Annotated in this window: 20 protein-coding genes; 9 read left to right on the plus strand and 11 right to left on the minus strand. The window is 25.1% G+C overall.

Annotation, left to right across the window (positions count from 1 at the left end; translation table 11 throughout):
* Positions 1 to 234 (plus strand): transposase (locus MBCUT_RS05590; RefSeq protein ID WP_211263776.1); only part of this gene is annotated, 234 nt, incomplete at its 5' end.
* 617 nt (positions 235 to 851) lie between these two features.
* Here the strand turns inward: MBCUT_RS05590 and MBCUT_RS05600 are convergent.
* Together MBCUT_RS05600 and MBCUT_RS05605 are read right to left on the minus strand one after the other, a co-directional pair.
* Positions 852 to 2000, minus strand: coding sequence for an acyltransferase family protein (locus MBCUT_RS05600; protein ID WP_067259704.1), 1149 nt, complete (start codon positions 1998 to 2000; stop codon positions 852 to 854).
* A gap of 105 nt (positions 2001 to 2105) precedes the next feature.
* Positions 2106 to 3389, minus strand: a complete 1284-nt coding sequence (locus MBCUT_RS05605; RefSeq protein WP_067259705.1) for a LicD family protein — start codon at positions 3387 to 3389, stop codon at positions 2106 to 2108.
* 678 nt (positions 3390 to 4067) lie between these two features.
* Between MBCUT_RS05605 and MBCUT_RS05610 the strand changes: the two genes are divergently transcribed.
* Both MBCUT_RS05610 and glf read left to right on the plus strand, forming a co-directional pair.
* Positions 4068 to 5033 (plus strand): hypothetical protein, encoded by a 966-nt coding sequence (locus tag MBCUT_RS05610; protein ID WP_067259706.1) that lies wholly within the window; start codon positions 4068 to 4070, stop codon positions 5031 to 5033.
* 91 nt (positions 5034 to 5124) lie between these two features.
* Positions 5125 to 6240 carry a UDP-galactopyranose mutase gene (gene glf, locus MBCUT_RS05615; protein ID WP_067259707.1) on the plus strand — a complete coding sequence of 372 codons (1116 nt, stop codon included), beginning with the start codon at positions 5125 to 5127 and terminating at the stop codon, positions 6238 to 6240.
* 200 nt (positions 6241 to 6440) lie between these two features.
* On the opposite strand, the gene rfbA is transcribed toward glf, so the two are convergent.
* From rfbA to MBCUT_RS05630, 3 genes are all read right to left on the minus strand, one after another.
* Entirely contained in the window at positions 6441 to 7304 is an 864-nt protein-coding gene (gene rfbA / locus MBCUT_RS05620; protein WP_067259708.1) for a glucose-1-phosphate thymidylyltransferase RfbA, read from the minus strand.
* A gap of 17 nt (positions 7305 to 7321) precedes the next feature.
* Positions 7322 to 8173: a dTDP-4-dehydrorhamnose reductase gene (rfbD, locus tag MBCUT_RS05625; protein WP_067259709.1), complete on the minus strand. Its 852-nt coding sequence runs from the start codon at positions 8171 to 8173 to the stop codon at positions 7322 to 7324.
* A 93-nt stretch (positions 8174 to 8266) separates the two neighbouring features.
* On the minus strand, positions 8267 to 9586 hold the full coding sequence (locus MBCUT_RS05630) for a UDP-glucose dehydrogenase family protein (protein WP_067259710.1): 1320 nt from the start codon (positions 9584 to 9586) through the stop codon (positions 8267 to 8269).
* A gap of 371 nt (positions 9587 to 9957) precedes the next feature.
* On the opposite strand from MBCUT_RS05630, the gene MBCUT_RS05635 reads away from it, so the two are divergent.
* Positions 9958 to 11208 carry a nucleotide sugar dehydrogenase gene (locus MBCUT_RS05635; RefSeq protein ID WP_067259711.1) on the plus strand — a complete coding sequence of 417 codons (1251 nt, stop codon included), beginning with the start codon at positions 9958 to 9960 and terminating at the stop codon, positions 11206 to 11208.
* A 498-nt stretch (positions 11209 to 11706) separates the two neighbouring features.
* On the plus strand, positions 11707 to 12210 hold the full coding sequence (locus MBCUT_RS05640) for a hypothetical protein (RefSeq protein ID WP_067259712.1): 504 nt from the start codon (positions 11707 to 11709) through the stop codon (positions 12208 to 12210).
* 207 nt (positions 12211 to 12417) lie between these two features.
* Here the strand turns inward: MBCUT_RS05640 and MBCUT_RS05645 are convergent, their stop codons facing one another.
* The 6 genes from MBCUT_RS05645 to MBCUT_RS05670 form a co-directional block, all read right to left on the minus strand.
* The gene (locus MBCUT_RS05645) at positions 12418 to 13515 is read right to left on the minus strand and encodes a glycosyltransferase family 2 protein (protein ID WP_067259713.1); all 1098 of its coding nucleotides are present in this window, start codon (positions 13513 to 13515) and stop codon (positions 12418 to 12420) included.
* Between the two features lie 69 nt (positions 13516 to 13584).
* On the minus strand, positions 13585 to 14769 hold the full coding sequence (locus MBCUT_RS05650; protein WP_067259714.1) for a glycosyltransferase family 2 protein: 1185 nt from the start codon (positions 14767 to 14769) through the stop codon (positions 13585 to 13587).
* A gap of 443 nt (positions 14770 to 15212) precedes the next feature.
* Positions 15213 to 16445, minus strand: coding sequence for a glycosyltransferase family 2 protein (locus MBCUT_RS05655; RefSeq protein ID WP_067259715.1), 1233 nt, complete (start codon positions 16443 to 16445; stop codon positions 15213 to 15215).
* 195 nt (positions 16446 to 16640) lie between these two features.
* A complete protein-coding gene (locus MBCUT_RS05660; protein WP_169805404.1) occupies positions 16641 to 17795 on the minus strand; it encodes a glycosyltransferase family 2 protein in 1155 nt (384 codons plus the stop codon).
* 96 nt (positions 17796 to 17891) lie between these two features.
* A complete protein-coding gene (locus MBCUT_RS05665; protein ID WP_084270733.1) occupies positions 17892 to 19604 on the minus strand; it encodes a glycosyltransferase family 39 protein in 1713 nt (570 codons plus the stop codon).
* A 20-nt stretch (positions 19605 to 19624) separates the two neighbouring features.
* Entirely contained in the window at positions 19625 to 20857 is a 1233-nt protein-coding gene (locus MBCUT_RS05670; RefSeq protein WP_067259718.1) for a glycosyltransferase, read from the minus strand.
* 216 nt (positions 20858 to 21073) lie between these two features.
* On the opposite strand from MBCUT_RS05670, the gene hacA reads away from it, so the two are divergent.
* From hacA to MBCUT_RS05690, 4 genes are all read left to right on the plus strand, one after another.
* Entirely contained in the window at positions 21074 to 22315 is a 1242-nt protein-coding gene (gene hacA / locus MBCUT_RS05675; protein WP_067259719.1) for a homoaconitase large subunit, read from the plus strand.
* 25 nt (positions 22316 to 22340) lie between these two features.
* Entirely contained in the window at positions 22341 to 22820 is a 480-nt protein-coding gene (locus MBCUT_RS05680; protein WP_067259720.1) for a 3-isopropylmalate dehydratase small subunit, read from the plus strand.
* Positions 22821 to 23769: 949 nt separating this feature from the next.
* On the plus strand, positions 23770 to 24768 hold the full coding sequence (locus tag MBCUT_RS05685) for an isocitrate/isopropylmalate family dehydrogenase (protein WP_067259721.1): 999 nt from the start codon (positions 23770 to 23772) through the stop codon (positions 24766 to 24768).
* 55 nt (positions 24769 to 24823) lie between these two features.
* A complete protein-coding gene (locus MBCUT_RS05690) occupies positions 24824 to 26026 on the plus strand; it encodes an aminotransferase class V-fold PLP-dependent enzyme (RefSeq protein ID WP_245634953.1) in 1203 nt (400 codons plus the stop codon).
* Positions 26027 to 26797: the final 771 nt, after the last annotated feature.

Here is a 26797-nt window from a genome sequence, read left to right on the forward strand (position 1 = left end):
ATAATGGTTACAGACAGACGAACAAAAGTAGATTTTGCCCATTATATTAAACATTTAGTTGATAATGTATTTTCTGATGCAAAAAAGCTAAGAATTATCATGGACAACTTAAATACCCATACTTACACATCTATTCTTGAAACTTTTGAATTTAAAGAAGCTGTAAGGTTGATAAGTAAAATAATTTTTTATTACACACCAAAACATGCAAGCTGGCTCAATATAGTGTCATGACAATTTAAATATTAATTTATTTATATTTTTCAACAAAATTATTAAAAAGTATTTTATCTTCTTAATTCAATCTTAAGCCTTTTATTTAATCTTACTCTATAAAATCTATATTAATAAAATTATAGAAAAAATTAAATTGTCTTAATAATAGCTGAAATTGAAATTAATATGATGGACAGACAAATGTACTGGAAGAAGAATAAGTAATAAAAATCTATTAATTAGTGAAACTAAAGCTTATCAGGATTATAGAAATGAAAATAAATCTAAAATAAAATGGAATTTCACTAAAGAAAATGCAGATGAAAAATTATCAAAATATTATGTTTAAAATAAAATAGTAAAAATTAAATTGTCTTAATAATAGTACAACCAATATTATGCCAAATCCTTTTAAATTATCAAATTTATTCAATCTTATTTTTGAAGATGTAGAATTTTTTTCTTTATTATTTTCTTTTGAAAAATGATCTAAATTAAAATAACTTATTATATCGCTAAAAATCGAATATAAAGAATTTATCTTACCAAATACCAAAATTTTTGCCTCCTGAGATAAATTTTATGTTTTATAGCTTTTAAATTAAAAATTACTTTTTATATTTTTTAATAAATTTTTAAGAATTGTTAATGTTAAATCCAAATAACAATTTGTTTACAATATCAATAAGTTCTTTAATTGTTTTACTAACAAAATCACGAGATAGAATAGCTACAATTAATCCAACGACTATAGAAAGATAAATAGCTATAAAAAAAACATTACTTTCTATCAAATTACCAATGGAAGTTTTACTTATGAAAATTTGAGAGAATTTAATGAAGTAAAAGTGTAATATATATATAGCCAATGAATTTCTTCCAATTTTTGTTAAAAAAGTTTTTTTATTAGTCATTAAGTATGTTAACAACAATGTTATTATTAATCCAGCTGAAATTATAAATAATCTCATTAACATTCCAATAGTATTTCCTAAATCCATTTCATGATATGAAAGCTCAAATATGAAGTTTTGATGACTAAACCCATTAGTTAAGTAGGTAACAGCTAACAAACACAATATCAAAAATAATAATATCAATTTTTTATTGTTAACAATGAAATCTCTAACTTTTAGCAAAATATTTCTACAAGTTGGTTTTAAATCATTTAAATATTCATAAGAATTTTTAAAATAATATCCTAATAAAAATGAGGGTAAAAAGCATAAAGTCTTAGTTAATCCCATTATATTGTTAGTTAAATCAAAAATTCCGATGATTAAAGCTAGTGCCAAAGATATCCAAAACATGTGTTTAACTTTCTTAAATATTGGTAAGAATAATTTCATTAAAAATAAAGATAATAAAAACCATAATCCTCTTGGAGGAATAACAAAAGGAGCTGTAGGAATGTCACCATCTAAAAAAAATCTGAAAATATAATAAAACGCTCCAAATAAAAAGAAAGGAATTATTAATGATTTGAATGCTTTTATTCTTGAGGAATATGATGTTTTAGAAAAATATCCTGCTACAAAAAAGAAAATTGGCATGTGAAATACGAAAATAATATCTCTTAAACTATAATAAATAGAATAATTCTCAAAAGAGACTAAAATATGACCTAAAACGACTAATATTATTGCAAGACCTTTAAGATTATCATATTTATTTATTCTATCTTTTATCTTAAGTTTTTCTTGTGTTTTATCCTTAAACTCAAAATTTTCATTTGAATTTTCTTTAAAAACTTTAAAAATATTATTTATTTTATTTATGAACATGTATCAACCTACTATTAATTTCTCCATTTTTAATAAAAATATATCATTTATAGTATATAAGTATATATTAATATTATATCCTACATATATACCATATATCCTAATCTAAAATTCAAAATTATCATTAACCGTCTTTAATTTAGATATATGTTTCCTGAAAACTTTATGATTATTTCTCCTATATCTTAAATATTTTCTTCTTTCATGAAACAAAACTACTTTTGGAAGTTCCATATAATTTTTTCCATATTTGAGTTTTAAATATTTAAAAGGATTTTTTGGAGATTTAAATTCATATCCTTCAAACTTAATATTTCTTAAAGGAAATATACAATTATTCTCTATGAATCTAAATGTACAGCTACCTTCAAATCCGGGGATTATCCAATCAGATTTTTTAAGAGTCATGTTCAATTTATCAGAATGTTTTTTAAGTATTTCATCTTCTTTATTTGATTTTTTTAAAGACATGTAAGTTCCTTTATCGAATAGTTCTTTTGTGTTGACAATATCTTTCCTATATTCTCTGCGTTCTTTTGCATATTTTTCATTAAAATCATTATTCATGTCTTTTTCGTCTATAATGATATAATCGTAGGGAAAAATATCAATCATTCCCAAAGAGTAAGATGTGTGATATTTCATCTGAATACATGCATAAACACTTTTGCCATTGTTGAATAACCTTTGACGTCTAGAATCCATTACATTCTCAAGACCGTTTAATTTGATTTCATCATCTAAAATCTGAATAAATTTATTATAATCATTTCTCATCATTCCAATGTCTATATCATCATCCCATGGAATATATCCCCCATGACGTACAGCTCCTAACAAAGTACCAACATCTATCCAATAGTCAATATTATGCTTTTTACAAACATTATCAACAAACTTTAATATCTCTAAACACATATCTTGTACATCTTTCAAGGTATTTTTTGGATGAAAATCTTGATCAATGAATATTACATCAAAAAGTCTTCTATAAGAATCAATTATTTTTTCCTGTTGTTTGAGTCTACTATTGTTCTCCAAAATCATGTCCTTAAAATATGTCAAATCATTTTTACCAGATATTCTACCTTCATTTTTTCCATATAAAACATAATGAATCAATGGATTCTGACCAGAGCTTTTAACATCCTCATATTTTTCGAGATAATAATTTCCATCAAAATTTTTACTTGGATTCTTTCCTTCTCTATAGCCATGATATATATAATCATCTAAAGGACTTTTATTAGATAAATCAATATTAGGATTATTTTCTAAATAATAGCTCTCATCAAAGAGATTATATTTATTTATTTTATAATAAGCCTTAATTTTTCTATATATATTTTTTGGATTTCCCTTTTCTTTTTTTATAATATAAAAAATCATATGTACACCATAATATCTAAATTTTTTAACTATAATCGATGATTGATTTCAAAAGTCAGATGATTCAATATAATGAAAAATGTTAATGATTTCAATATATCTAATAAATCTTTTTAAGCTAGCAAAAAATCTAAATTTAAATCTAAATATAATCTTATCTGATTAAATGAAAATATTATTAATACTTAAAAGACTATGTTTAAATATTTTTATGCTAAGTAATTAAAGTTATCTTAAATTTTTAAATTAAATAATTATATTTATATAATTAAACTATAAATTCTGATAGAAAAATTTATGATATTAAAATTCATGATATTAAAAAATTTTAATTATTTTACTATAACCAAAACTAATATTTAGTTTTTGTTTATATATTACTAATTTACTATCATATTTTAAACCAGAATGAATAATTTCATGAAATTAACATGTATGATAGGAAATTAATATATATGATAGAAAATTAATATATCTGATAAATAATAATTTATTAATTTATATTTATTATTTAGAATTAATTAATCTAACATTATTAATTTATAAATTGAATTAATTTAACATTGCTGAAATTTATAAATTCATAGGGGGAATATTCTGAAAAATCTTGTAAGTATACTGAAAATAGATATCGATGAAGTTTCTACTTTTAATTTTCCTGAAGATGAATTTTTTGGCTTGGAAATTCATAGAAATGGAGTTAAATATGAATTTTTAATAAGGCTTGCAAGTCAAAATGACAAATTAATATGTTTTGGTGGTTCTGGTCGAGTGAACCAGAAAAAGCATGACCTTCCTTTTTTTCAAAGACACTCTTGGCAGTCTAGTTTCGAAGAATCTGTGATTTATTTTGCTGATCCTACATTTTATATCGATTCTAAATTAGTTGCTGGATGGTTTATGGGGACAAAAGATGATTGGTATCTAAAGACTATTTGTGAAATAATAAAAAAAATTACTGAAAATAGGAACATTGATTATGAAAATATTTTACATTATGGAACATCTTCATCTGGTTTTGCAGCAGTAATGTTAGCAACAATGATCAAAGGTTCAACTGCACTTGTAGGCAACTTCAATTCAGATATATTTAAAGTTCATCTTCAAAGTACAATAGACAACCTTAAAAAATTCTGTTTTGATGGATTAGACGAAGATACTATTGTTGAAAAGTATGGATATCGTGTGAATGTTGTAGAACTATTTAAAAAAATGGATTACATCCCCCCAATAATATATCATGTTAATGCAAATTCAGATGTAGATTTGATTGGTCAATGCATACCATTTATTGAAAGTTTAGGAAAGGAAAACATAAAATCATTTGAAAATGATGTTGAAATAATAATCTGTCATGATGATTGGGGACACAAATCCAGAGTAACATTTATTGAAGCGTATCCTCTGATTAGACTAGTTTTAGAAAGAAAAATATATAAATATTATACTTCTAGTAGAATGCAGCCGATTTCCTATAAAGAAATAAATAAATACAAACAGCAAATGGAAAAGTTAAGAAATGTTGCAAAAAAGCAAGCTAAAACTATAAAAAAATTTGAATCCTGGAAACTTTTTAAATTTTATAATAAGATAATTGAAATGAAACATTCATTTTGTAAGTTATCTAAGAGATTTAAAAAATGAATATACTTTAAAAAACAAGATAAAAATAGCTTATAACTTCAAATTTAATTGATAATATGATAAAAATTATTTATTAACGAAAAGGTTTATTATGTCAAAATATGATTATTTGATTGTAGGGTCTGGATTGTTTGGATCTATTTTTGCCCATGAAATGAGTAAAAATGGAAAGAATTGTTTAGTTATAGAAAGAAGATCTCATATTGGAGGCAATGTTTTCACAGAAAAGGTTGAAAACATAAATGTTCACAAGTATGGAGCTCATATTTTCCACACAAATGATAAAAAGATTTGGGATTATATTCAACAGTTTGCAGACTTTAATAGATACACAAATTCTCCAATAGCTATTTACAAAGATGAATTATACAATTTACCATTTAATATGAATACTTTCCACCAGATGTGGTCTATAAAAACACCAGAAGAAGCAAAAAAAATAATTGAATCTCAAAAAAAGGAAATAGATACAGAAACTCCCGATAATCTCGAAGAACAGGCTATAAGATTAGTTGGTAAAGATATTTATGAAAAGCTAGTTAAAGGCTACACAGAAAAACAATGGGGTAAAAAGTGTAATGAATTACCTTCTTTCATTATTAAACGACTTCCTGTTCGATTTACATATGACAATAATTATTTTAATGATCTTTATCAGGGAATACCTATTGGGGGTTATACTAAGATAATAAAAAAGCTTTTAAAAGGGATTGAAGTGAAAATAGACACAAATTTCTTCGAGGATAGGAAAAAATGGGAAAATATTGCTGATAAAGTTGTATATACTGGTATGATAGATCAATATTATGAATATTGCTTTGGAGAGCTAGAATACAGATCCCTAAAATTTGAGTCTGAAACAAAAAATATGGAAAATTATCAGGGAAATGCGGTTATAAATTATACTGAAAGCGAAATCCCTTATACAAGAATAATTGAACATAAACATTTTGAAGACACAGCATCTTCTAAAACTATTATTACAAAAGAATACCCTATTGAATGGAAAAAAGGATATGATGCTTACTATCCTATAAATGACGAGAAAAACATGAAAATTTTAGAAAAATATCAAAAATTAGGAAAAAAAGAAAAAAGTACAATATTTGGTGGAAGATTAGCTTTGTACAAATATTACGATATGTGGGAAGTTATTAAAGAATCATTAGATGCAGTTAAGCTAGAATTAGATAATTTAAAAAAATAAAATAGTAAAAATAAAAAATTTTTTAGTGCTTTGTCTTTAATGTTTTATTTATTTAATATGTTTTCTATATAGTACTTTCTATATAATATTTTCTATATAATATTTTCTATATAATATTTTCTATATAATATTTTCTATATAATATTTTATTTTTTTACTATTTCATTCTTTTACTATTTTAATTATGGTTTTTAATGGCTTTAATTAATTAATTTAAGTAAATACTCTCCATAATCAGTTTTTTCTAAGAATTTACCTATTTCAGTGAGTTTTTTCTTATCAATATATCCTTTGTTATAAGCTATTTCTTCTAAGCAAGCAATATATAATCCTTGTCTTTTTTGAACAGTTTCTATAAAATTAGCTGCTTCTAAAAGACCTGTATGAGTTCCTGTATCCAACCAAGCCATTCCTCTTCCTAAAAGTTCAACTTTGAGTTTATTTCTTCTTAAATATTCTTCATTAATAGATGTAATTTCTAATTCTCCCCTATCAGAGGGCTTAACTTTTTTAGCTATTTCTATTACACTATTATCATAAAAATAAAGACCTGGAACAATATAGTTTGATTTTGGATTTTCTGGCTTTTCTTCAATAGAAAGTACATTTCCCTTCTCATCAAATTCAACAACACCAAAAACTTCTGGATTATTAGTATAATATCCAAAGACAATTGCGCCTTCCTCAAGTTTATATGCATGTTCTAATATTTCAGTTAATCTATGTCCATAAAAAACATTGTCTCCTAAAACAAGAGCTACATTATCTTTATCAATGAAATCTTCTCCAATTATAAAAGCTTCAGCTAAACCATTGGGATTTTTTTGTTCAGCATAACTAAAAGATATTCCTAAATCACTTCCATCTCCAAGTAGCTTTCTATATAGAGGTAAATCTTGAGGAGTTGAAATAATAAGTATTTCTTTAATTCCTGCTAACATAAGAACTGATATTGGATAGTATACCATTGGTTTATCATATAAAGGCAATAACTGTTTAGAAACAGCCTTTGTAATAGGATATAACCTAGTTCCAGATCCTCCTGCTAAAACAATTCCTTTCATCAAAAAACCTCTGTAATTTATTTATTTAATTCAAGCCCCATATAGCTATTTAAAGCGTCGATATAGGATCTTAATGGCTCAAATTCTGCTCTTTTCCATTTTTCATTAGAAAGAACAGAATATTGTGGTCTTTTAGCTGGAGTTGGATATTCCTCAGTAGTTACAGGAACAATGTCAATTGTAACATTAGCTAATTCAAATATTTTTTTTGCAAATTCATACCAAGTACAATTATCACCATTTGTAAGATGATAAATTCCATATTTATCTGTTTTAATAAGCTCACAAATAGCTATAGCTAAATCTTTTGTAAATGTAGGAGAACCATGCTGATCATTAACAACTGTAATTTGATCATTATTTTTAGATAATTCCAACATTGTTTTTACAAAATTCTTTCCATTAAACCCATATAACCAAGCAGTTCTAATTATAAAATAATTTTTTGCATATTTTTTAATGAATAATTCTGCTTGAAGTTTAGTTTCACCATAATAACTATTAGGACCAGTTTTATCATCTTCACTATAGGGTTTAGAATTATCTCCAGAAAAAACATAATCTGTACTAATATGTAATAATTTAGCATTGATTTCATCAGCTATAATAGCTAAATTCTTTGGACCAATTGAATTAACATTGTATGCTAAGTCACGATTAGTTTCACAACCATCAACATCTGTGTATGCAGCCACATTGATAATGGCTTCTGGTTTTTCTTTATTTAAAAATTCTTTTACTTGACCTAAGTTAGTTATATCTAATTCTTCAACATCAGTAAGTATCAAATCATGATAATTTTCATTTTTTAATTCTTCTACTAAATCTGAACCTAACATTCCTTTATATCCAGTTATTAAAATCTTCATTTTATCATCTATCAATTAATAAGTTAAATGAGCTAATAAATTAAATAGTTAATGAGCTAAATAAGTTAAATAGTTAACTATCTAAATATAATTTTAAGCACCAATTTGATAATATTCAAAACCAATTTTGTTTAATACTTCTTTATCAAATTGATTTCTACCATCAAAAATCAGTTTATTATTCAATCTATTAGAAATTTCATTAAAATCTGGACTTCGAAATTCATTCCATTCAGTTACAATTATAAGTCCATCACTATCATCTAATGCATCATATTTATTATCACAAAATTCAATATTTTGATTATTAACGAAAATAGCTTCAGCTGGTTCTCTGGCTTTAGGATCATAAGCTTTTATAGTTGCACCAGATTCAATTAACTCGTTGATTATTACAATAGAAGGAGCTTCTCTCATATCATCAGTTCCTGGCTTAAAAGATAATCCCCAAAGTCCAAAACTTAGATTTGAAAGATCTTCTCCAAATTTTTCTTTTATTTTATTAACAAGAACCATTTTTTGTTCATTATTAACATTTTCTACTTCATTCAATATTTTAGGAGAATAGCCAGCAATTTCACCAGTTTTTATAAGTGCACTTACATCTTTTGGGAAACAACTTCCACCATAACCACAACCAGCATATAAAAAGCTATAGCCAATCCTATTATCACTTCCTACACCTAATCGAACTTTATTTATATCAGCCCCAACTTTTTCACAAATATTAGCTACTTCATTCATAAATGATATTCTAGTAGCCAACATTGCATTAGAAGCATATTTAGACATTTCTGCACTTCTAATGTCCATTACAATAAACCGATCGTGATTTTTAACATATGGTGCATAAAGTTCTTTTATTGTATTTATAGTTTTTTCATCTTCTGAACCTATTATTACTCTGTCTGGCCTCATTGAATCTTCAACTGCAGTTCCTTCTTTTAAGAATTCGGGATTAGACACCATTTCAAAATTATAATTAACATTTCTTTTATCTAATTCTTTCTGAATAATCTTTCTGATTTTATGCCCAGTTCCAACAGGAACAGTGGATTTAGTAACAACAATGAGGTCATTGGTCATTATTTGTCCAATGTTTTTAGCTACTTGAAAGACTACACTTAAATCGGCACATCCATCTTCAGCCATAGGAGTACCAACAGCTATAAAACAAATGTCTGAGTTTTGCAAACCTTCTTTCAATTCTGTTGTAAAAATTAGATTTCTATTATTGTAATTATTATTAACTATCCTTTTCAAATGTTGTTCATAAATAGGGATTATCCCATTTTTTAAAGACTTTATCTTGTTTTCATCTACATCTACACAATAGACAATGTTTCCCATCTCTGAAAAACAAGCCCCAGTGACTAATCCAACATATCCTGTTCCAATAACTGTTATATTCATTATAAATCACGGATGAATTTTAATACTATGAAAAATAATTGTTCATATGATATTTAATATTAATAAAGTTTCACTTATATTAGGTTTTTAGTTTATGATTTTTAAATTAATATTAAAAATACAATTAATGAATCTAATAAAATATTAAAGTTAACTATAAACCCAATATTTATAAATATATATCACTAATTTTAATATAAATAAAAGTTAAATTAATATTTATTTTAATTATATAATAAATATTTGATATAATTTTACTTAAATATAATTTTACTTAATATAAATTAATATTAATTAATAATTAAAAATTTTGATTTATTTTATAAATATTGAAAATTAAATATAAAATATTTTTGATTTATGTGATTATAATGAAGGTTTGTATAATTGGTCAAGGGTATATAGGTCTTCCTACAGCAGTTCTTTTTGCAAATAACAGTTGTGAGGTTTTAGGAGTGGATATAAACCCCAAAATAGTTGAAAATCTCAACGAAGGCAAGTTACATATAGAAGAGCCAGGACTTAAAGAGAAGTTGAAAATAGCTATAGATAACAAAAACTATTCTGCTTCAACTACTCCAGAAAAAAGTGATGTATTCATAATTACTGTTCCAACTCCATCAAATATAGAAGATTTATCTTGTGATCTAAGTTATGTTATTTCTGCATGTGAGTCAATAATTCCTTATTTAGAAAAAGAAAATATTGTTATCATTGAATCAACAATAGCTCCTATGTCAACAGACAATATTATAAAACCAATTTTTGAAAAAGCAGGATTTGAGATTGGAAAAGATTTGTATCTTTCACACTGCCCAGAAAGAGTTCTTCCTGGAAAAATAATGGAAGAATTAATTAACAATGATAGAATTGTGGGAGGAATAACTCCACGATGTTCAGATAAAGCTGCTAATGTATATAAAACTTTTGTTAAAGGAAAAATAATGAAAACAGAAGCTAAAACAGCTGAAATGTCCAAATGTATGGAAAATACTTTCCGTGATGTCAATATTGCATTAGCCAATGAATTAACAAAGATATGTTCTAAAATTGGAGTTAATGCATTAGATGTTATTGATTTAGCTAACAAACATCCAAGAGTAAATATACACAGTCCTGGACCTGGTGTTGGGGGGCATTGCTTAGCTATCGATCCTTATTTTATCTATGCACTTGCTCCAGAAGAAGCTAAAATGATTAAATTAGCTAGAGATACCAATGATAGTATGCCTCAATTCGTGGTAGATAAAACAAAAGAACTTTTGAATGATATTGAAAATCCGAAGATAGCTATTTTAGGAGTTGCCTATAAGGGAAATACTGGAGATACTAGAGAAAGTCCAGGAGTAATAGTGTGTCATTTACTAAAAGAAGAAGGTTTTAATATAGGTATTCATGATCCCCATGTTGATGGTGAAAATTATTGTAGTTTTGAAGAAGCTATTGAAAATGCTGATATCTGTCTTATATTATCTGACCATGACGAATTCAAGAATTTGGACTTTAATTTGATGAATGAAAATATGAGAAATCCAATAATTTTTGATACTAAAAATATTGTTGAAAATATTTCAAATAATAATATTAAGATTATAAATTATGGAAATTTAAGCAAGTTATAAATAGTTTTCATTGAAGGTGATGTTATCACAAATTTAGTCGAAAAAACAATTGAAATTGGATTTAGCGAAGTTGAAAGCAAACAATTTCCCAAAAATGAGTTTTTTCAATTAATAGTCAATGAAAATGATAACAAATATGAATTCTTATTAAAACTAAGCAAAATTAATAAATTAATTGTCTTTGGTTCTGGTGCTGTAGATTTAAAAGGATCTAATCCTATTAAACCTCCCATATATAATAGATACAGTTGGAATACTCATTTTAATGAATCATTAATTTTTTATAATGATCCTACCAGATATTTAAGTGATGATATCGCAGTAGGGTGGGGAGTAGGAACAAAAAAAGAATATTTTTTAGAAAAGATTGCAGAAATTATAAAAAAAATTATAAAAAACTATAATGATGATGTATTTTATAAAAAAAAGATAAACAATGAAGATATTCTATTTTATGGAAGTTCAGGAGGAGGTTTTACTTCAATAATCCTTGCAACATTGATTAAAGGATCAAAAGCTTTAGTAAATAATTCTCAACTAATAATAGAAAATTATTATGACAAACATGTCAATACAATGAAAAAAATCTGCTTTAGTGGGTTAAATGATAAGGAAATAGTTAATAATTATGGGTACAGATTAAATGTTTTAGAAACTTTCAAAAAAGCAGAATATATTCCTCCAATTGTATATTATGTCAATTTAAACTCTAGTCATGACATTAATAAACAATGCATACCATTTATTAAAGAATTAAAAGAGCTTGATATTTACAATGAAAAAAATAATGTCGAAATAATATTTTATACTGATGACAATGGACACAGCCCAATGAACAAAGCCCAAACTATAAAAATTATCAAAGAAAATGCGAATTATGAATCTAATTATAATTATTTTAATAAAGTGAAATTACTGAAAAAAGAATTACAAAGGTATAAATCAAGAAAAATTATAAAAATCACTGATGAAATAATTAAAATAAAAAATAAATATATATAGTTTGATTCATCACTTCATGTCAAAATTTAAAATATATGATTGATATGAGGGTCGGCCAAAATTCCATATCGGCTTTTTAAAATCTTAGGAAAATCCTTTGTTTAGCAAAAGAAGAAACTTTTTTTTTTGAAAAAAGCTATTTTTGGCCGACCCTCGATATCTTAAAAATAAATTAAAAAAAGAAATGCCTATTCTATTATTATAAACTTATTTAAAAATCTTAATCATTTTATCAAGATATTTTATGATCTTATGATTTTCATATATCTTCAACTTATTCTTCAACTTATTTTTTTCCATAGAAATACTATGAATTTTGTGTTTATTGGCATTCATTATTCTTTTATATCTTAAAATATTTTCAATGTCTTTTGTGACCATTAAACTGAAAAATAACTTCAATTCATCATTTTTAGGATTATTAGCATATTTAACATTTTTTTTAATAAACCAATCCATCTCAATTAAAACTTTTTCGAATTCTTCTTTTGTAGAAAAATTACTAAAAAGAATTTTTGGTAAAAGATAGTTTAAAAATCCTCTAAAGATGTTTTTTATATAGAACTCTTTTCCATATTTTAAAAATAAGTCGTGTTTAATTTTTGAACCCTTCATGGTCCCATTAATATATTTTAAAGTGATATTATTTGTTATAGAACTTTCTCTAAACACGTATATATATATACATTCATTTGGAAGATATTTAATTCCTTTAGCATTGAAAAAAACTTCATATACAAATATTGTATCCTGGCCAGGGATATTAGGCACGAATTCTATCTTATTTTTCTCTAAAAAATCTTTTCTAATTATTTTACCAGATAGTGCAGGAGATAATGATAAAAGTTTCATATTTTCATCAATATTTTCCACAAAAGTCTTTCCAGAAAACCAATCATTATTTCTAATTTTTAAAATATTCCCTTTATTTTCAATTCGATTTCCAAAAACTATATCTATATCTTCTTTAGTTATCTCATCATATAACAATTCACATGCATTATCCTCATAATAATCATCAGGATCTAAAAACATTATATATGGAGAGGATGCGTGAGCCATAGCTACATTTCTCGGTATTCCAGCAGACCCTGTATTATCCTCCAAGTGAAATGCGAAACAATTAGAATATTTGTTAGCATATTCATCAATAATTTTCCCACTTTTATCAGTTGAAGCATCATCTACCATTATAACTTCAAGATTTTTAAACCCTAATGTTTGTGATTTAACAGATGAGAAAGCTTTTTCTATATAATCTTCAACATTGTGTATTGGTATTATAATACTAATTTTAAAGCTCATTTTCACTCCAATTACTCTATAATAAGTATTTATTCAAATAAGACAATGATCTATTTTTTGTATAATCATTTATTTCAAAAATTTTTTAATGAAGCATGTAATCTTTCGAATAGGTTTTGTTATTTTCCAACTATTTGAAGATATTATAAGTTCATTATTCCTTTTTAATTCTTTATTACAATTTTTCAAATGTTCATTTTTCTTTTCAAGTCTTTTAATTTTATTTTCGAGACGAGTTGTGGTAATCATTATTTCTGAAAACTCATTGAAACTGTTAAAATCTAAATAAGATTCAGATTTCAAGGCATTGAAATAAAAACTTAAATTTCTTTGACTTAAATTAATAAGATATTCATGTCTCATATGGGAATCATTGTAAATGCTATTAAAATCTTCAGTGATATACTTAAAAAATTTTTTTTGAAAATTTTCATTCATTTTTTCATATTCGCTGCGAATTAAAAAAATTTTACGGTTTAATAATTTTTTTTTATAATAATCAAACGCATTATTATATTTAAAAGAATTTATAATGTGATCAGCTATTGGGATTATATCTTGACACCTATGTCCCCTCATATTAACTAGAGAACTTTTATGTCTCCTCCTATAGTAAAAATATTCCTCAATTAACTCCATTCTCTCAGCACTTAAAAAAATATTGTAAAAAAATGGATTATCATGCATTACACGTTCTTCTGGAAATTTTGCATTTGATTTGTCTAAAAGCTCTTTTTTATACAATTTTAACCAAGGACTAACAGCAAAGCAAAATATAAAATCCTTAACTTCATCAAAATAAAATAATCTATTTTTAAAAGAGTCATTTAAACATTTAAAATTATAATAATCAATTTCATAAAATTGAGAAGTTATATCATCATAATTTTTAGCTAAAAATATAAGAAGATCTAAATTCTTGAGTTTAGACTCATTGTAAGTATATTCAAGCATTTTCTCCTCAACCCAATCGTCAGCATCAATGAAAGATATATACTCCCCCCTTGCAAGTTTAAGACCTTCATTTCTTGAGAAACCTCCCCCATTATTTTTTACATTGTTAATAATAGTAATTCGATTGTCTTTTTTTGCATATTTTTCCAAAATTGCCAAAGAATCATCACTAGACTTATCATTTATACAAATAATCTCTATTTCTTTTAGTGTCTGATTAACAACACTGTCTAAACATTGTTCAAGATATTTTTCAACATTATAAACTGGGATAATTACTGATACTTTGATATCATTCATGAAAATCACTTAATTAATATTATATAGTCATGATAGTGAGATTGGTTTAGCTAATAAAAATATGTTTTCATCTGAAAATCTTATATGGGGAGAGAAAATAATTATTTTTACAAAATTTTATTCTTAATATTATGGGTTTAAATTTAAGATAATTTTATTTTAATTCTTAATTTATTAAAATTTAATATTTTAACTAATTAAATCTTAAATAAAATTCTAAATATTAATATCAAATGATTAGATTTTTTCTACACTATAATTCATTTATTTGAATAATAATAATATAATGATTAATTCCTAATTTAATCTTATATAATCAATTTTTTAAATAATAATAATAATAATAATAGTTTATTACTCTTTAAAAAAATGCTAAGGTAATTTAATTGGCTTACAAAATTTCGATATTAGACTTGTTCCAAACTTCTACAATAATAAAAAAATTATCTGAATTTCTTCATAAGTTTCCTCATAGGTTTAGTAATTTTCCAACTCGTAGAAGAATAAATTTTTTCAAGCTCTTTTTTAAGCTCAATATTCTGATTTTTAATTTCTATATTATTATCCTTTAAATTCCGATTTTTGTCTAAAAGTTTTTTATTTTTATTCTTTAACTTATCCTTACCCAATTTCATGTTCTCATAGTTATTTTCAAGAGTTCTAACTCTAGATGTCAAATATGAATTTTCATTTAAAAGATCAAATTCTCTAAAATCCTCTGTTTTCTGTGAATTAATGTAAAAATCTAAATTACGAGGAATTAAGCTATTTTTATAATCTTCATTTAAATTTTCATTTTTTCTTATTACATTAAAATCATCTTTTACTAATTTAAAAAATTTTGATCTGTTTTTTCCTTCAAATTTGTTATATTCATGTTTAATTAATGTAATTTTCTTGTTTAAAACATTTTTTTTGAATATTGTAAAAAAATTATTTTCTTTGAAAATTTGTATTATTAAATTAGTTATTGGTATAATATCAAAATGTTTTTCATCAATAGATGACATCACAGAATTTTCTGATCTTCGGCGAAAATAAAAATATTCGTCATATAATAAAACTCTTTTAGCATTCAATATAATGTTGAAGAAAAAAGGATTATCTTCAAAAATTAATCCTTCAATAAATTTTGCACCAGTAGTATCTATTAAATCTTTTTTATATAACTTATTAACTGGAGAAACAGCTAAATAAAATATTTTATCTTTAAAATCATTCCAAGTGTATATTGAATCTTTAAAAAATTCTTTTACAGATAAAAGATCATAATAATCTGTTTTATAGAATTTTTGACTATTGTCATCATAATTAATCATTTTAAAAATTATTAAATCAGTTTGATCATGCTTTGCCTTTAAATATAAGCATTCACATGTTTTTGTATCGATCCAATCGTCTGAATCTAAAAAAATTATGTATTCCCCATTAGCTTTTTCAATACCCAAATTTCTAGCTGATCCCGCACCACCATTTTTTTTGTTAATAATAATTATTCTTTTATCCTTAGAAGAGTATTGATTTAATATTTCAAGAGATTTATCAGTAGACCCATCATTAACACATATGATCTCTATTTCTTTTAATGTTTGATTAATAACACTGTTTAAACATTCTTTAAGATATTTATCAGAATTATATACTGGAATAATGATTGAGATTTTTAATTCATTCATAAAATCGTGCCTTTTTTACAATAATTGTGTTTATGATTATTATAATATATTATCTAATATATAATATAAATTATCTAATATATTAAATAATTAATATTTTTTATTATGTTTAAAAATATAAAATTATGTTAAATATATTATATTTAATAAATTTATATTGAAAAAATTTTCTTTTTATATTAATTTACAAGATTACTACTTTAATCTTCTTAAAAAATTTCTTATCCCATTAATAGATACTGATTTTTGAAATTTTAATTTTTTAATTTCTTTTTCAGTTTTAACTTTTATATTTTCAGAGTTTCTATTTTCAACTTTTCTATTTTTAGCTTTAATATCCTTAAATCTCAATTTTATGCTTTCATCTAGCGATATAGCTTCCTGGTAAGAAGTAGAATTAATAATATTTAAATAAATTTCATTATATCTTCTAGATAACATTGATTCAATAGTAGAAAATTTAATATTTGAAAGTTCTTTTTTTGATTTGAGTAAATACTCTTTTTGATGAGTTTTTCCACATCTTAAGAGCCAAAAATTTATTTGTTGTAATTTAAACTGATAGAACTCGGATTCATAAGATTTAAACAGATCGTTAGAAAATAAAAAAGATTGGACCTCATCAATCACTTTAAAAATATCAAATATTCTAGAAGTATCCTTAGAAATTAATAACATAGATTCTTGATGATTTTTTCTGTAAAAATATAAATATTCCGGGCAAAAAGACAATTTATTAGCTTTCAACAAAACTTGAACATGAAAAGGGACATCTGGATAAGTAATCTTCTCTTTAAAATAAAAATTATATGAATTCAAAAAATTTCTTTTGTAAAACTTAAACCATGGGGCAAATAAATTGTTCATTACTTCAGGTTTAATATCTAATGCATTAAAAGTGAAACTATTAAAATCTACATCATTATTAAAATATTTATCAAAATCAAATGATTTAGGAGTGATAATTTCATTAGAAGAGTAAAAATATCTAACTTTAAATAGAACTAAATCAGAATCATTAGATCTTGCATTATTATATAATTTTTGAAGTGCGTCTAAAACCAACCAATCATCATTATCAACAAATGCTACATATTCACCAGTAGCTATTTTTAATCCAGCCCCACGTGCTGCACCAACATCTCTGTTTTCTTGAGAAACAAGTTTGATTCTATTGTCTCTTTTTGAATAATTCTCCAGTATTTCAGGTGAACTGTCTGTAGAACCATCATCAACACATATAATTTCAATATCTTTTAATGTTTGATTAATTAAACTATCAAGACACTTTCCTAAATATTTTTCTGAATTATAAACTGGAACAATTACAGAAACTTTTATTATATCCATCATATCAATAATATTACTCTATCAATTATATATCTATCAACTATAATGCCTTATAATCCATAATCTCCTTATATTATGCATACCACCATTAATCTATTATTTATATTCATATATAATAATATTGTTTTTATTATATATAATTTTAAAATCTTCTAAATTAAATGTAGAATTATTTTTTTCATAGTATAACTTATTACGAAAAGAAGAATTATATCTAATATAATATGAAGCGTTTTTACTAATTAACTCATCTGAACTAAGCTCTTTAAAAGAAGAGCTATTTTTATACCCTGAAATAATTTTTGTTTTAAGATACCACAAGAAAGGTTCTTTATAATTTGAATATATGACTTTAGATGAATAATTTGAATCATAGACTTTTAAAAATTTTGACGCTTTTTTAATGTTATTATTAACAGGTACATCCAAATCTAGAGAATATATTCCTATAAATGAAGTTAACATGAGAATAGTTAAAAATCCAAAAATTATAGTTGGTAAAACTTTTTTAGTTAGCTTATTTGAAAATAAATTGTTAAATAGAGAAGCAAAATACTGAATTCCTAAAATAAGAATATAAACAAATGCAGGAATGACTGTTATAAAATACCTATCCACTTTAAAGCCCATGAAACTCTGAAATAGTAAAAAAATTAAAAAATACAATAACATAGTTAAATCTATAGTCAAAAATTTCAAATTATAATCTTTTAGGAAATAATACAAAGTCAATACAAATAAAAATGTTACAGGTAAAACAAATAAAAAAACATCTGAAAATAAACTAACAATAAAAACTATGGTTACAAGTATTAACAAAGCGAACTTAAGCCTAGAGTTAGTTTTTTTATAGTTTTTTATATGAGAATATAATTTTTTTATGTAATTTAGTAATCCTATACTACTTATCAATAAAACCAAATAGGCAATTAAATTAGTATTAGAATGACTAGGGTGCATTATATCAAAATAATTTTTAGATTGAGAAGAAATATATTTAGGAATGTTTTTAATATAATAAAATTTATCACTTATATCAACTGGGTCTTCTGTACCCATAGATGTGGAAAAAGTAGCTTGTTTAGCTATTTGCAAAAAAGGAAAAGGATTTTTAAAATCTATGAAAAAATGGTACAAAAAAGGAGCTATGATTAACAACCCTAATAGTATACCAATAAATGTTTTTATGATCTCATATCTTTTAATTCCATTTTCCATCAAATGAGCTAGGAAGATAAACAATAAAGGAATAATTAAAAAAACAGCAGTATATCTAGCAAGTACTGCTAAAGCTCCAATGGGAAAAACTAAATAAAGTAAATGTGAATTTCCCCTTAATCCATAGAATACTAGAACTATGGTCCAAATAGAAAGACTAACTGAAGCTATATCTATTCCTATGATTGTCCAAGGGAAAACTATATTTAATAATGAGAATAAAATCATTCCAAAAAAGCTAATATTCTTATTAAATCTAAGACTTAATAATAGAAACATTCCATACAAGCCAAAAATAAAAAACATTCCCAAAACTATGAAAAAGACTATTTCCCCTACATAAAACCTAAATCCGATTGAAGTTAAAAAAGGGATTAAAGGAGATATTGAATAGTTTATACCATCCACGATCCCACTAAGAACTAGGGCATTATTTAAATAGGAAAATGTATCATCATAAATTACTCCATACTTACTATTAAAATATATTAAAAAAGATACAAAAATTAAAGCATAAATTAATATAAAAATTGAATAATGACGCATCCGAAGCTTTTCTGCGAAATTTAATAATGGGTTTACTCTACTCATAAATATCAAGTTAGTTAATTTTAGACATATAAGTCATTAATATATTTATTTATCATGTTACATCGATGTTTCCAGTCATTTTTTTCTGCAAAAGCTATTTTCTCAGAAAATGATGCTAAATTATCTTTTTTATCTACACATAAATCAATTGATTTCAAAAAATCTTCATTACCATTACAAGTATATACATATAAATCTTTGAAATCAAAAAGCTCAGGAATATCTGTAGAAACAATTTTTTTGCCCATACTCAAATATTCATAGAATTTTACTGGATTAGTGGCCTTTATAAGATCTATATCGGATTTAAATGGTATTATGGCAACATCAAAGGTATTAAGATATTTAGGAAGAATATAGTAATCAATTTTACCTAAAAATTTAACATTAGATAAATTTTTAAGTTTCTCCTTAAATAATTCTTTGGAATCCTTGAAATCTCCTATAATTACAAAATCATAATTAGGTCTTTTGGTCGCAGCATGATAAATCTTTTCAAAATCAACCCAATAAGAAAGAGCACCATAGTAACCTATTATTGGCTTTTCATTTTTATAAGGTTTTATATGATTATTAAAATGATTAAATTCCGTCCCATTTCTAATTATTTTGACATTATTATTTAAGTTTTTCAGTTTCTTAGATAAAAAATTTGATGTTGTAATTACTAAATCAGTAAGACCAATCAAATGACGAAATGAATCTAATAATACTTCATCATCAGGGTGAAATCCTTCATATTCATCTAATACATCAAAAACTATTTTAAAATTGTATTTTTCTTTTAAATATTCTGTTAAATATGCCCAATTAGGAAATTCCACGAAAATTATTCCATTTTCTATATTGTTATTCTCTATATAACTATCAATACTCTCCTTAATTTCATTGAAATTACTCAGAAAATTAGTCGTAGATATAGAATTTTTAAAGTGCTTGCTATTCTTATTAGTGAATTTTAAAAAGATATTATTAATGTTTTTATTTATCTTATTAACTTTCGTAGATTCTTTTTCAAAAGAAGTGTTGAAATAATGGACTATATAATCTTTATTTCCAAAATAATCAGTTATGTGTTGAGGTCTTTGACGATATTTATATTTGTAATCTATGATCGAAAAAAACAATATATTTTTACTTTTAATTTGTTTCGTTGTTTTTTTATTGATTTTATTGTTGAAAATGTGAAACAGCTTATTTTTACATGAAAGTTTCAACTGTTTTGATAAAATATTTTTAGTATTTAAGCTCATGATATCTCTCGAAACAATATTATTTGTTATAATCAGTAACTATTTATATCAATGTTTCTTTAACTATGATATTAATATAACAAAGTAAAGCGACATGACCAATTTATGTAATATTATATATTATACTTAACTATAAATAAAATAATTTACGATAATTATCCAAAGATAAAATGATCTGATCTATTTATTGTTGGATTTATATAGGAGATAAAAATAATGACAATGTCTGAGAAAATATTAGCTAAAGCTTCAAATAAATCTTCATGTGAAGCTGGTGAGATAGTTATGGCTAATATAGATGTAGCTATGACCCATGATTTAACTGGACCACTTTCAGTTGAATCATTTGAAAAAATAGGAACTGAAAAAGTGTGGGATCCTAGTAAAATCGTTATCCCATTTGATCATCAAGTACCTGCTGATTCATTAGATGCAGCTAACAATCACATAATTATGAGAGAATTTGTAAAAAAACAAGGAATAAAAAACTTCTATGATGTAAACGAAGGAGTTTGTCATCAAATATTGCCAGAACTCGGCCATGTTGTTCCAGGAGAAGTAATCGTTGGAACTGACTCTCACACTTGTACCCATGGAGCATTGGGTGCCTTTGCTACTGGAATTGGATCTACTGATATGGCCATGGTATTTTCAACTGGTCAACTTTGGTTTAAAGTGCCTGAAACAATAAGATTCAATATTGAAGGAACTTTAAAAAAAAATGTTTATGCAAAAGATGTAATCCTTAACATCATCGGCCACGTTGGAGCAGATGGAGCTACTTACAAAGCATGTGAATTTGCAGGAAGTACTGTATCCAATATGACTGTTTCTGATAGAATGGTTCTTTGTAACATGGCTATTGAAATGGGTGGAAAAACTGGACTAGTTGAACCTGATGAAAAAACTTTAAATTATGTTAAAGCTAGATCAAATAAACCATATGAAGTATTTAAAACTGATTTAGATTCATCATCACTTGAAATAATGGATATCGATGTGGATAATCTTGAACCTCAAGTAGCTTGTCCTCACAATGTAGACAATGTAAAACCAGTGAGTGAAGTAGGAGTGGAAATAGATCAAGTATTTTTAGGTTCTTGTACTAATGGAAGAATATCTGATTTACGACAAGCAGCTAAAATATTAAAAGGTAATAAAATAGCTAATGGGGTTAGAATGCTTGTTATTCCAGCTTCAAAAGAAGTTTATACAAAAGCATTGAATGAAGGTTTAATAAGCACTTTTGTTGATTCTGGAGCATTAGTATGTAATCCTTGTTGTGGGCCATGTCTTGGTGGACATGTAGGCCTTATAGGACCAGGAGAAGTAAGTCTTTCAACTTCAAACAGGAATTTTAAAGGAAGACAAGGTAGTCCAGAAGGGAAAGTTTATTTATCATCAGCTGCAGTGGCAGCTGCTTCAGCTATTAAAGGAAGAATTGTTGCACCAGAATAGCTATTGGTGATTCGGAAGTTTTATTATGAAAGGAAAGGTATGGAAATTCGGAAATGATATCGATACAGATATTATAATCCCTGGAAGATATTTAGTAGTAACTGACCCTGATAAATTAGCTAAACATTGCATGGAAGGTTTAGATCCAAATTTTTGCAATAAAATAGCTAAAGGAGATATAATTGTAGCTGGAAAGAATTTTGGTTGTGGTTCTTCAAGAGAACATGCCCCAATAGCTCTTCAAGGTGTGGGTGTAGGAGCTGTAATAGCTGAATCTTTTGCAAGGATTTTTTATAGAAATGCTACTAATGTTGGAATTCCTCTTCTTGAAGCTCCTGGAATAAGTGAAGCTTTAAATGAAGGGGAAGAGATTGAGATAGATGTGGAAAGAGGAGTAATCATTTCAGAATCTGGAAAAGAATATAAATTCAAAAAATTGCCCCAATTTATGTTAGAAATTCTTGAAAAAGGTGGTTTAATCCAATATCTTAAAGAAAAGAGTTGAGCTATAAATTTAAACTATATTTTAAAATTTTTTCTTTGCATTTATTAACTTATCTATAAATCTAACAATTTTCTTGATTTATATTTACTTAATTCTTTTTTTAAGGTTATATTTTTCCCAATATTTCTTGATTTAAAGAAATATTGTATTTTTTTATTGTTATATGACTTTTATCCAGATATCTAATTAAGTTCCCTATATCTTTATATTTCATTTGGCTGTGGCAATTTTCATTATTAGTTATAACAATTTTATTCTTCCTAAAGAAGGCATCTTAATAAGTTCTTAAAGTTCTTTAAAAAGAATATGGTGGTTATTTGGTGGTTATTTATATCATAAGAGAATCGTCATTGACAAAAAACTAATAGATGAACTATATATTTCTCTTTTAAACATTTTCAAGATACTTAAACGGAATTTATATCCACCATCTACGGTTTTTTGATAATTTTTGGATAACATTTCCAATTATTTCTAAATAATAAATGTCTTCTGTTCCTACACACTTTTCTTGGGGGCCACATCATAGCAAAAACAAATGAAATTAATATTGATACTTTAAAACATTATTAAGAATTCAAATTTAACATTGTCTTGAAAAATTTCAAGTCCAAATAACCCATCAAAAGGAAGTTTAAAACTAATTAACTCTTCTTCAATAGTTTAATAATTTTATCAACAAATCCTTTTTAAAAAAAATGCTCATATATCTAATATTTATTTATAATCTTTATTTTGTAAATAATTTTATGTAAATAATTATTATCCAATTTTTAAGATTTTATTGGTAAAAAGTTTATTTAAGTTATTTTAGTATGTAAAAATTATTTATAAAATAAAGATTAAATATTTATTCAATTAATAGGAAAAATTAAAAAAATATTGATAAAAAATTATTTTAATTCGAATAAATTGAAATATTGTGTTAAAAGTATTAATTAGTGATTATATGTACAAAATAGCTATTGTCCCTGGAGATGGGATTGGAAAAGAAGTTATGAAAGCTGCTTTACATGTTTTAGAAGCTTTAAATATAGACTTAGAATATGAATTTGGTGAAGCTGGAGATGAATGTAAAGAAAAAACTGGTGAAGCTCTTCCTCAAAAAACAATAGATATAGTTAAAAAAGCTGATGCTTGCTTGTTTGGAGCTGCAGGAGAAACTGCTGCAGATGTAATTGTTAGACTCCGTCAAGAAATGGAGCTATTTGCAAATCTTCGCCCTGTAAAATCATATCCTGGAACTAAAGCATTATTTAATGATTTGGATTTCATGATAGTTCGAGAAAATACAGAAGGAATGTATGTTGGAGAAGAAGAACTTAGTGAAGATGGAAATACAGCAATAGCTAAAAGAATCATTACAAGATCTGCTTCTGAAAGAATTTGTAATTATGCTTTCCAATATGCGAAAGATAACAATAAAAAAAAAGTTACTGGTGTTCATAAAGCTAATGTCTTGAAAAAAACCGATGGTTTATTTAAAAGAGTGTTTTATGAAATAGCTGAAAAATACAATGCTGAAGGAATTGAAGCTGAAGATTTTTATGTTGATGCAACAGCCATGTATTTACTTACAAGGCCACAAAGCTTTGAAGTGATTGTAACCACTAATCTTTTCGGAGATATTCTATCAGATGAAGGAGCTGGCCTTGTAGGAGGATTAGGAATGATTCCTTCTGCCAATATTGGAGAAAATGGAGGATTATTTGAACCAGTTCATGGTTCTGCTCCAGATATAGCTGGTGAAGGAATAGCTAACCCTACTGCAATGTTACTATCTGTAGTCATGATGCTTAACTATCTTGGAGAAAAAGAAAGTGCTAAATTATTAGATAAAGCTATTTTAGAAGTTTTAGCAGAAGCAAAAACTGTGACTAGTGATCTTGGTGGAAATTCTAATACCATGGAAATGGCTGATGCAATTAAAAAGAGAATAAACGGTTAGTGAAATATTACTGATCATTATTTAACATTTTTTAATGAAAAATAGGAGGAATTTTTTGAAAACTCAAGAAGAGATAAGAGACGACTTTCCTATTTTAAAAAATATCACTTATTTAGATTCAGCAAGTACAAGTATTACTCCAAAACCTGTTATTGATGCTATCGATGACTATTATTATAATTATAATGCTAATTCAGGTCGTGGAGCTTACAGAATAGCTATTAAAGCTAGTAACAAATTAGAAGACACTAGATCAAAAATAGCTAATCTAATAAATGCTGATAAAAACGAAATAATATTCACAAAAAACACTACAGAAGCTATTAATATGATAGCTAATGGTTTTAAATTTGAAAAAAATGATAATATTATCATTTCAAATGTAGAACATCATTCTAATTTTGTTCCTTGGTTAAATCTAGAAAAAAATAGTCCTAAAAATATTAAAATTAAAATAGCTAATGCAAATTCAGAAGGAATCGTTGAAAATTCAACAATTGAAGAGTTACTAGATGAAAATACTAAACTTGTAGCTATTAGCCATGTTACTAATTCAATTGGAGCTTGTCAAGATATCAAGCGTATTTCAAAGACAGCTCACAGAAATAACAGTTATTTTCTCTTAGATTGTGCTCAATCAATTGGACATGTGAAAATAGACAATAAAAAAATTAATGCGGATTTCATAGCCTCTCCTGGACATAAAGGCCTTCTTGGACCAATGGGTACAGGCTTTCTCTATGGGAAAAAAGAGATATTGGAACATGTAGAACCAACAAATCTTGGTGGAGGAACCATAACTAACCTTGTAAATAAAGAATTTACATTAGAAGAAGTTCCATATAGGTTTGAAGGAGGAACTCAAAATATTGACGGTATTATTGGATTAGGAGCTGGTATAGATTATATAAATCAAATAGGACTTTCAAATATTTATACTCACTCTAAATACTTAACACAAGAACTTTATAAAGGCTTATCTGAAATCAAAAACGTTATTTTATATGGAAATCCTAAAAATATCTTCAGTATTATATCATTTAATATTAAAGGAGCCAATCCATATGATGTAGCTAAAATATTAGATGAAACAGCCAACATATGTGTTAGAAGTGGATTTCATTGTGCAATACCATCACTAAAGCATATGAAAGCAAAAGAAGGTACAATAAGAGTTTCATTCCATTATTATAATAATTTAGAAGATATCATAGGATTATTAAAGTCAGTAGAGGAGATAGCTAATTTCTATAAATGATAATTAAAAAAATGTTAGAAAATATTAGAAACATTGCAGAAAAGTTTAGAAATATTTAGAAATATTTTAGAAAATATAAAAATATTTAGAAAAATATTATACTCAAATCATAGAAATTAAATATAACTTTAATTATAAAATTAAGAATGATAAAAAATTATAATTATATTTATTAATACAATTATTTTATAAAAGATTATTTTATAAAAATATCATGATAGTATTTAATTTTATCATTCTTATTTAAATAATGAGTAATAACTTATTAATAAGAATAATTTGTTAATGAGAATTTATTAATATAAATGATTTATTAATTTAAGTATTATATATTAAAAATTGTTGATTATGATTTTACTTTAGTTTTTATGGATTTTTAAAAGATTTAATGATTAAAACATGAATCAAATAATTAATAATATTACAATATAAATATGATATTATAATCAGTAGTTCGTAAAGTGTTTTTGTATTTTTATTTTTTTATGTGTTTTTTGTTTTGTTCTTTTTTTTTATCAATTGGTTTCTTATGTTATGTTGGGATTTGTTGTGGTATTTGTTTGGGTTTGGTTTTGTTTGTTTGATTTTCAGGGTTTTTTTATGTATATTTTGGATTTTTTCGTGGTGTTGTTCTTTTTTTTAGGTTGTTATTTTGTTGGTGAATCCTAGTTTTTCTTCGGTTGTTCGGTTGATTTGTTTTAGCATGTTTTTGAATGTCCAAGTTACTTTTTGGCGTCCGCCTTGTCGTGGTGTGCTGAGTTGTGTCCATTG

It is taken from the genome of Methanobrevibacter cuticularis (genome assembly GCF_001639285.1).
In the GTDB taxonomy this organism is placed as follows: Archaea; Methanobacteriota; Methanobacteria; order Methanobacteriales; family Methanobacteriaceae; genus Methanobaculum; species Methanobaculum cuticulare.

Coding starts and splice junctions, on each gene's coding strand:
- MBCUT_RS05600 (WP_067259704.1), bottom strand. CDS start 2,000: ATGTTCATAAATAAAATAAATAATATTTTTAAAGTTTTTAAAGAAAAT.
- MBCUT_RS05605 (WP_067259705.1), bottom strand. CDS start 3,389: ATGATTTTTTATATTATAAAAAAAGAAAAGGGAAATCCAAAAAATATA.
- glf (WP_067259707.1), top strand. CDS start 5,125: ATGTCAAAATATGATTATTTGATTGTAGGGTCTGGATTGTTTGGATCT.
- rfbA (WP_067259708.1), bottom strand. CDS start 7,304: ATGAAAGGAATTGTTTTAGCAGGAGGATCTGGAACTAGGTTATATCCT.
- rfbD (WP_067259709.1), bottom strand. CDS start 8,173: ATGAAGATTTTAATAACTGGATATAAAGGAATGTTAGGTTCAGATTTA.
- MBCUT_RS05630 (WP_067259710.1), bottom strand. CDS start 9,586: ATGAATATAACAGTTATTGGAACAGGATATGTTGGATTAGTCACTGGG.
- MBCUT_RS05635 (WP_067259711.1), top strand. CDS start 9,958: ATGAAGGTTTGTATAATTGGTCAAGGGTATATAGGTCTTCCTACAGCA.
- MBCUT_RS05645 (WP_067259713.1), bottom strand. CDS start 13,515: ATGAGCTTTAAAATTAGTATTATAATACCAATACACAATGTTGAAGAT.
- MBCUT_RS05650 (WP_067259714.1), bottom strand. CDS start 14,769: ATGAATGATATCAAAGTATCAGTAATTATCCCAGTTTATAATGTTGAA.
- MBCUT_RS05655 (WP_067259715.1), bottom strand. CDS start 16,445: ATGAATGAATTAAAAATCTCAATCATTATTCCAGTATATAATTCTGAT.
- MBCUT_RS05660 (WP_169805404.1), bottom strand. CDS start 17,795: ATGGATATAATAAAAGTTTCTGTAATTGTTCCAGTTTATAATTCAGAA.
- MBCUT_RS05665 (WP_084270733.1), bottom strand. CDS start 19,604: ATGAGTAGAGTAAACCCATTATTAAATTTCGCAGAAAAGCTTCGGATG.
- MBCUT_RS05670 (WP_067259718.1), bottom strand. CDS start 20,857: ATGAGCTTAAATACTAAAAATATTTTATCAAAACAGTTGAAACTTTCA.
- hacA (WP_067259719.1), top strand. CDS start 21,074: ATGACAATGTCTGAGAAAATATTAGCTAAAGCTTCAAATAAATCTTCA.
- MBCUT_RS05680 (WP_067259720.1), top strand. CDS start 22,341: ATGAAAGGAAAGGTATGGAAATTCGGAAATGATATCGATACAGATATT.
- MBCUT_RS05685 (WP_067259721.1), top strand. CDS start 23,770: ATGTACAAAATAGCTATTGTCCCTGGAGATGGGATTGGAAAAGAAGTT.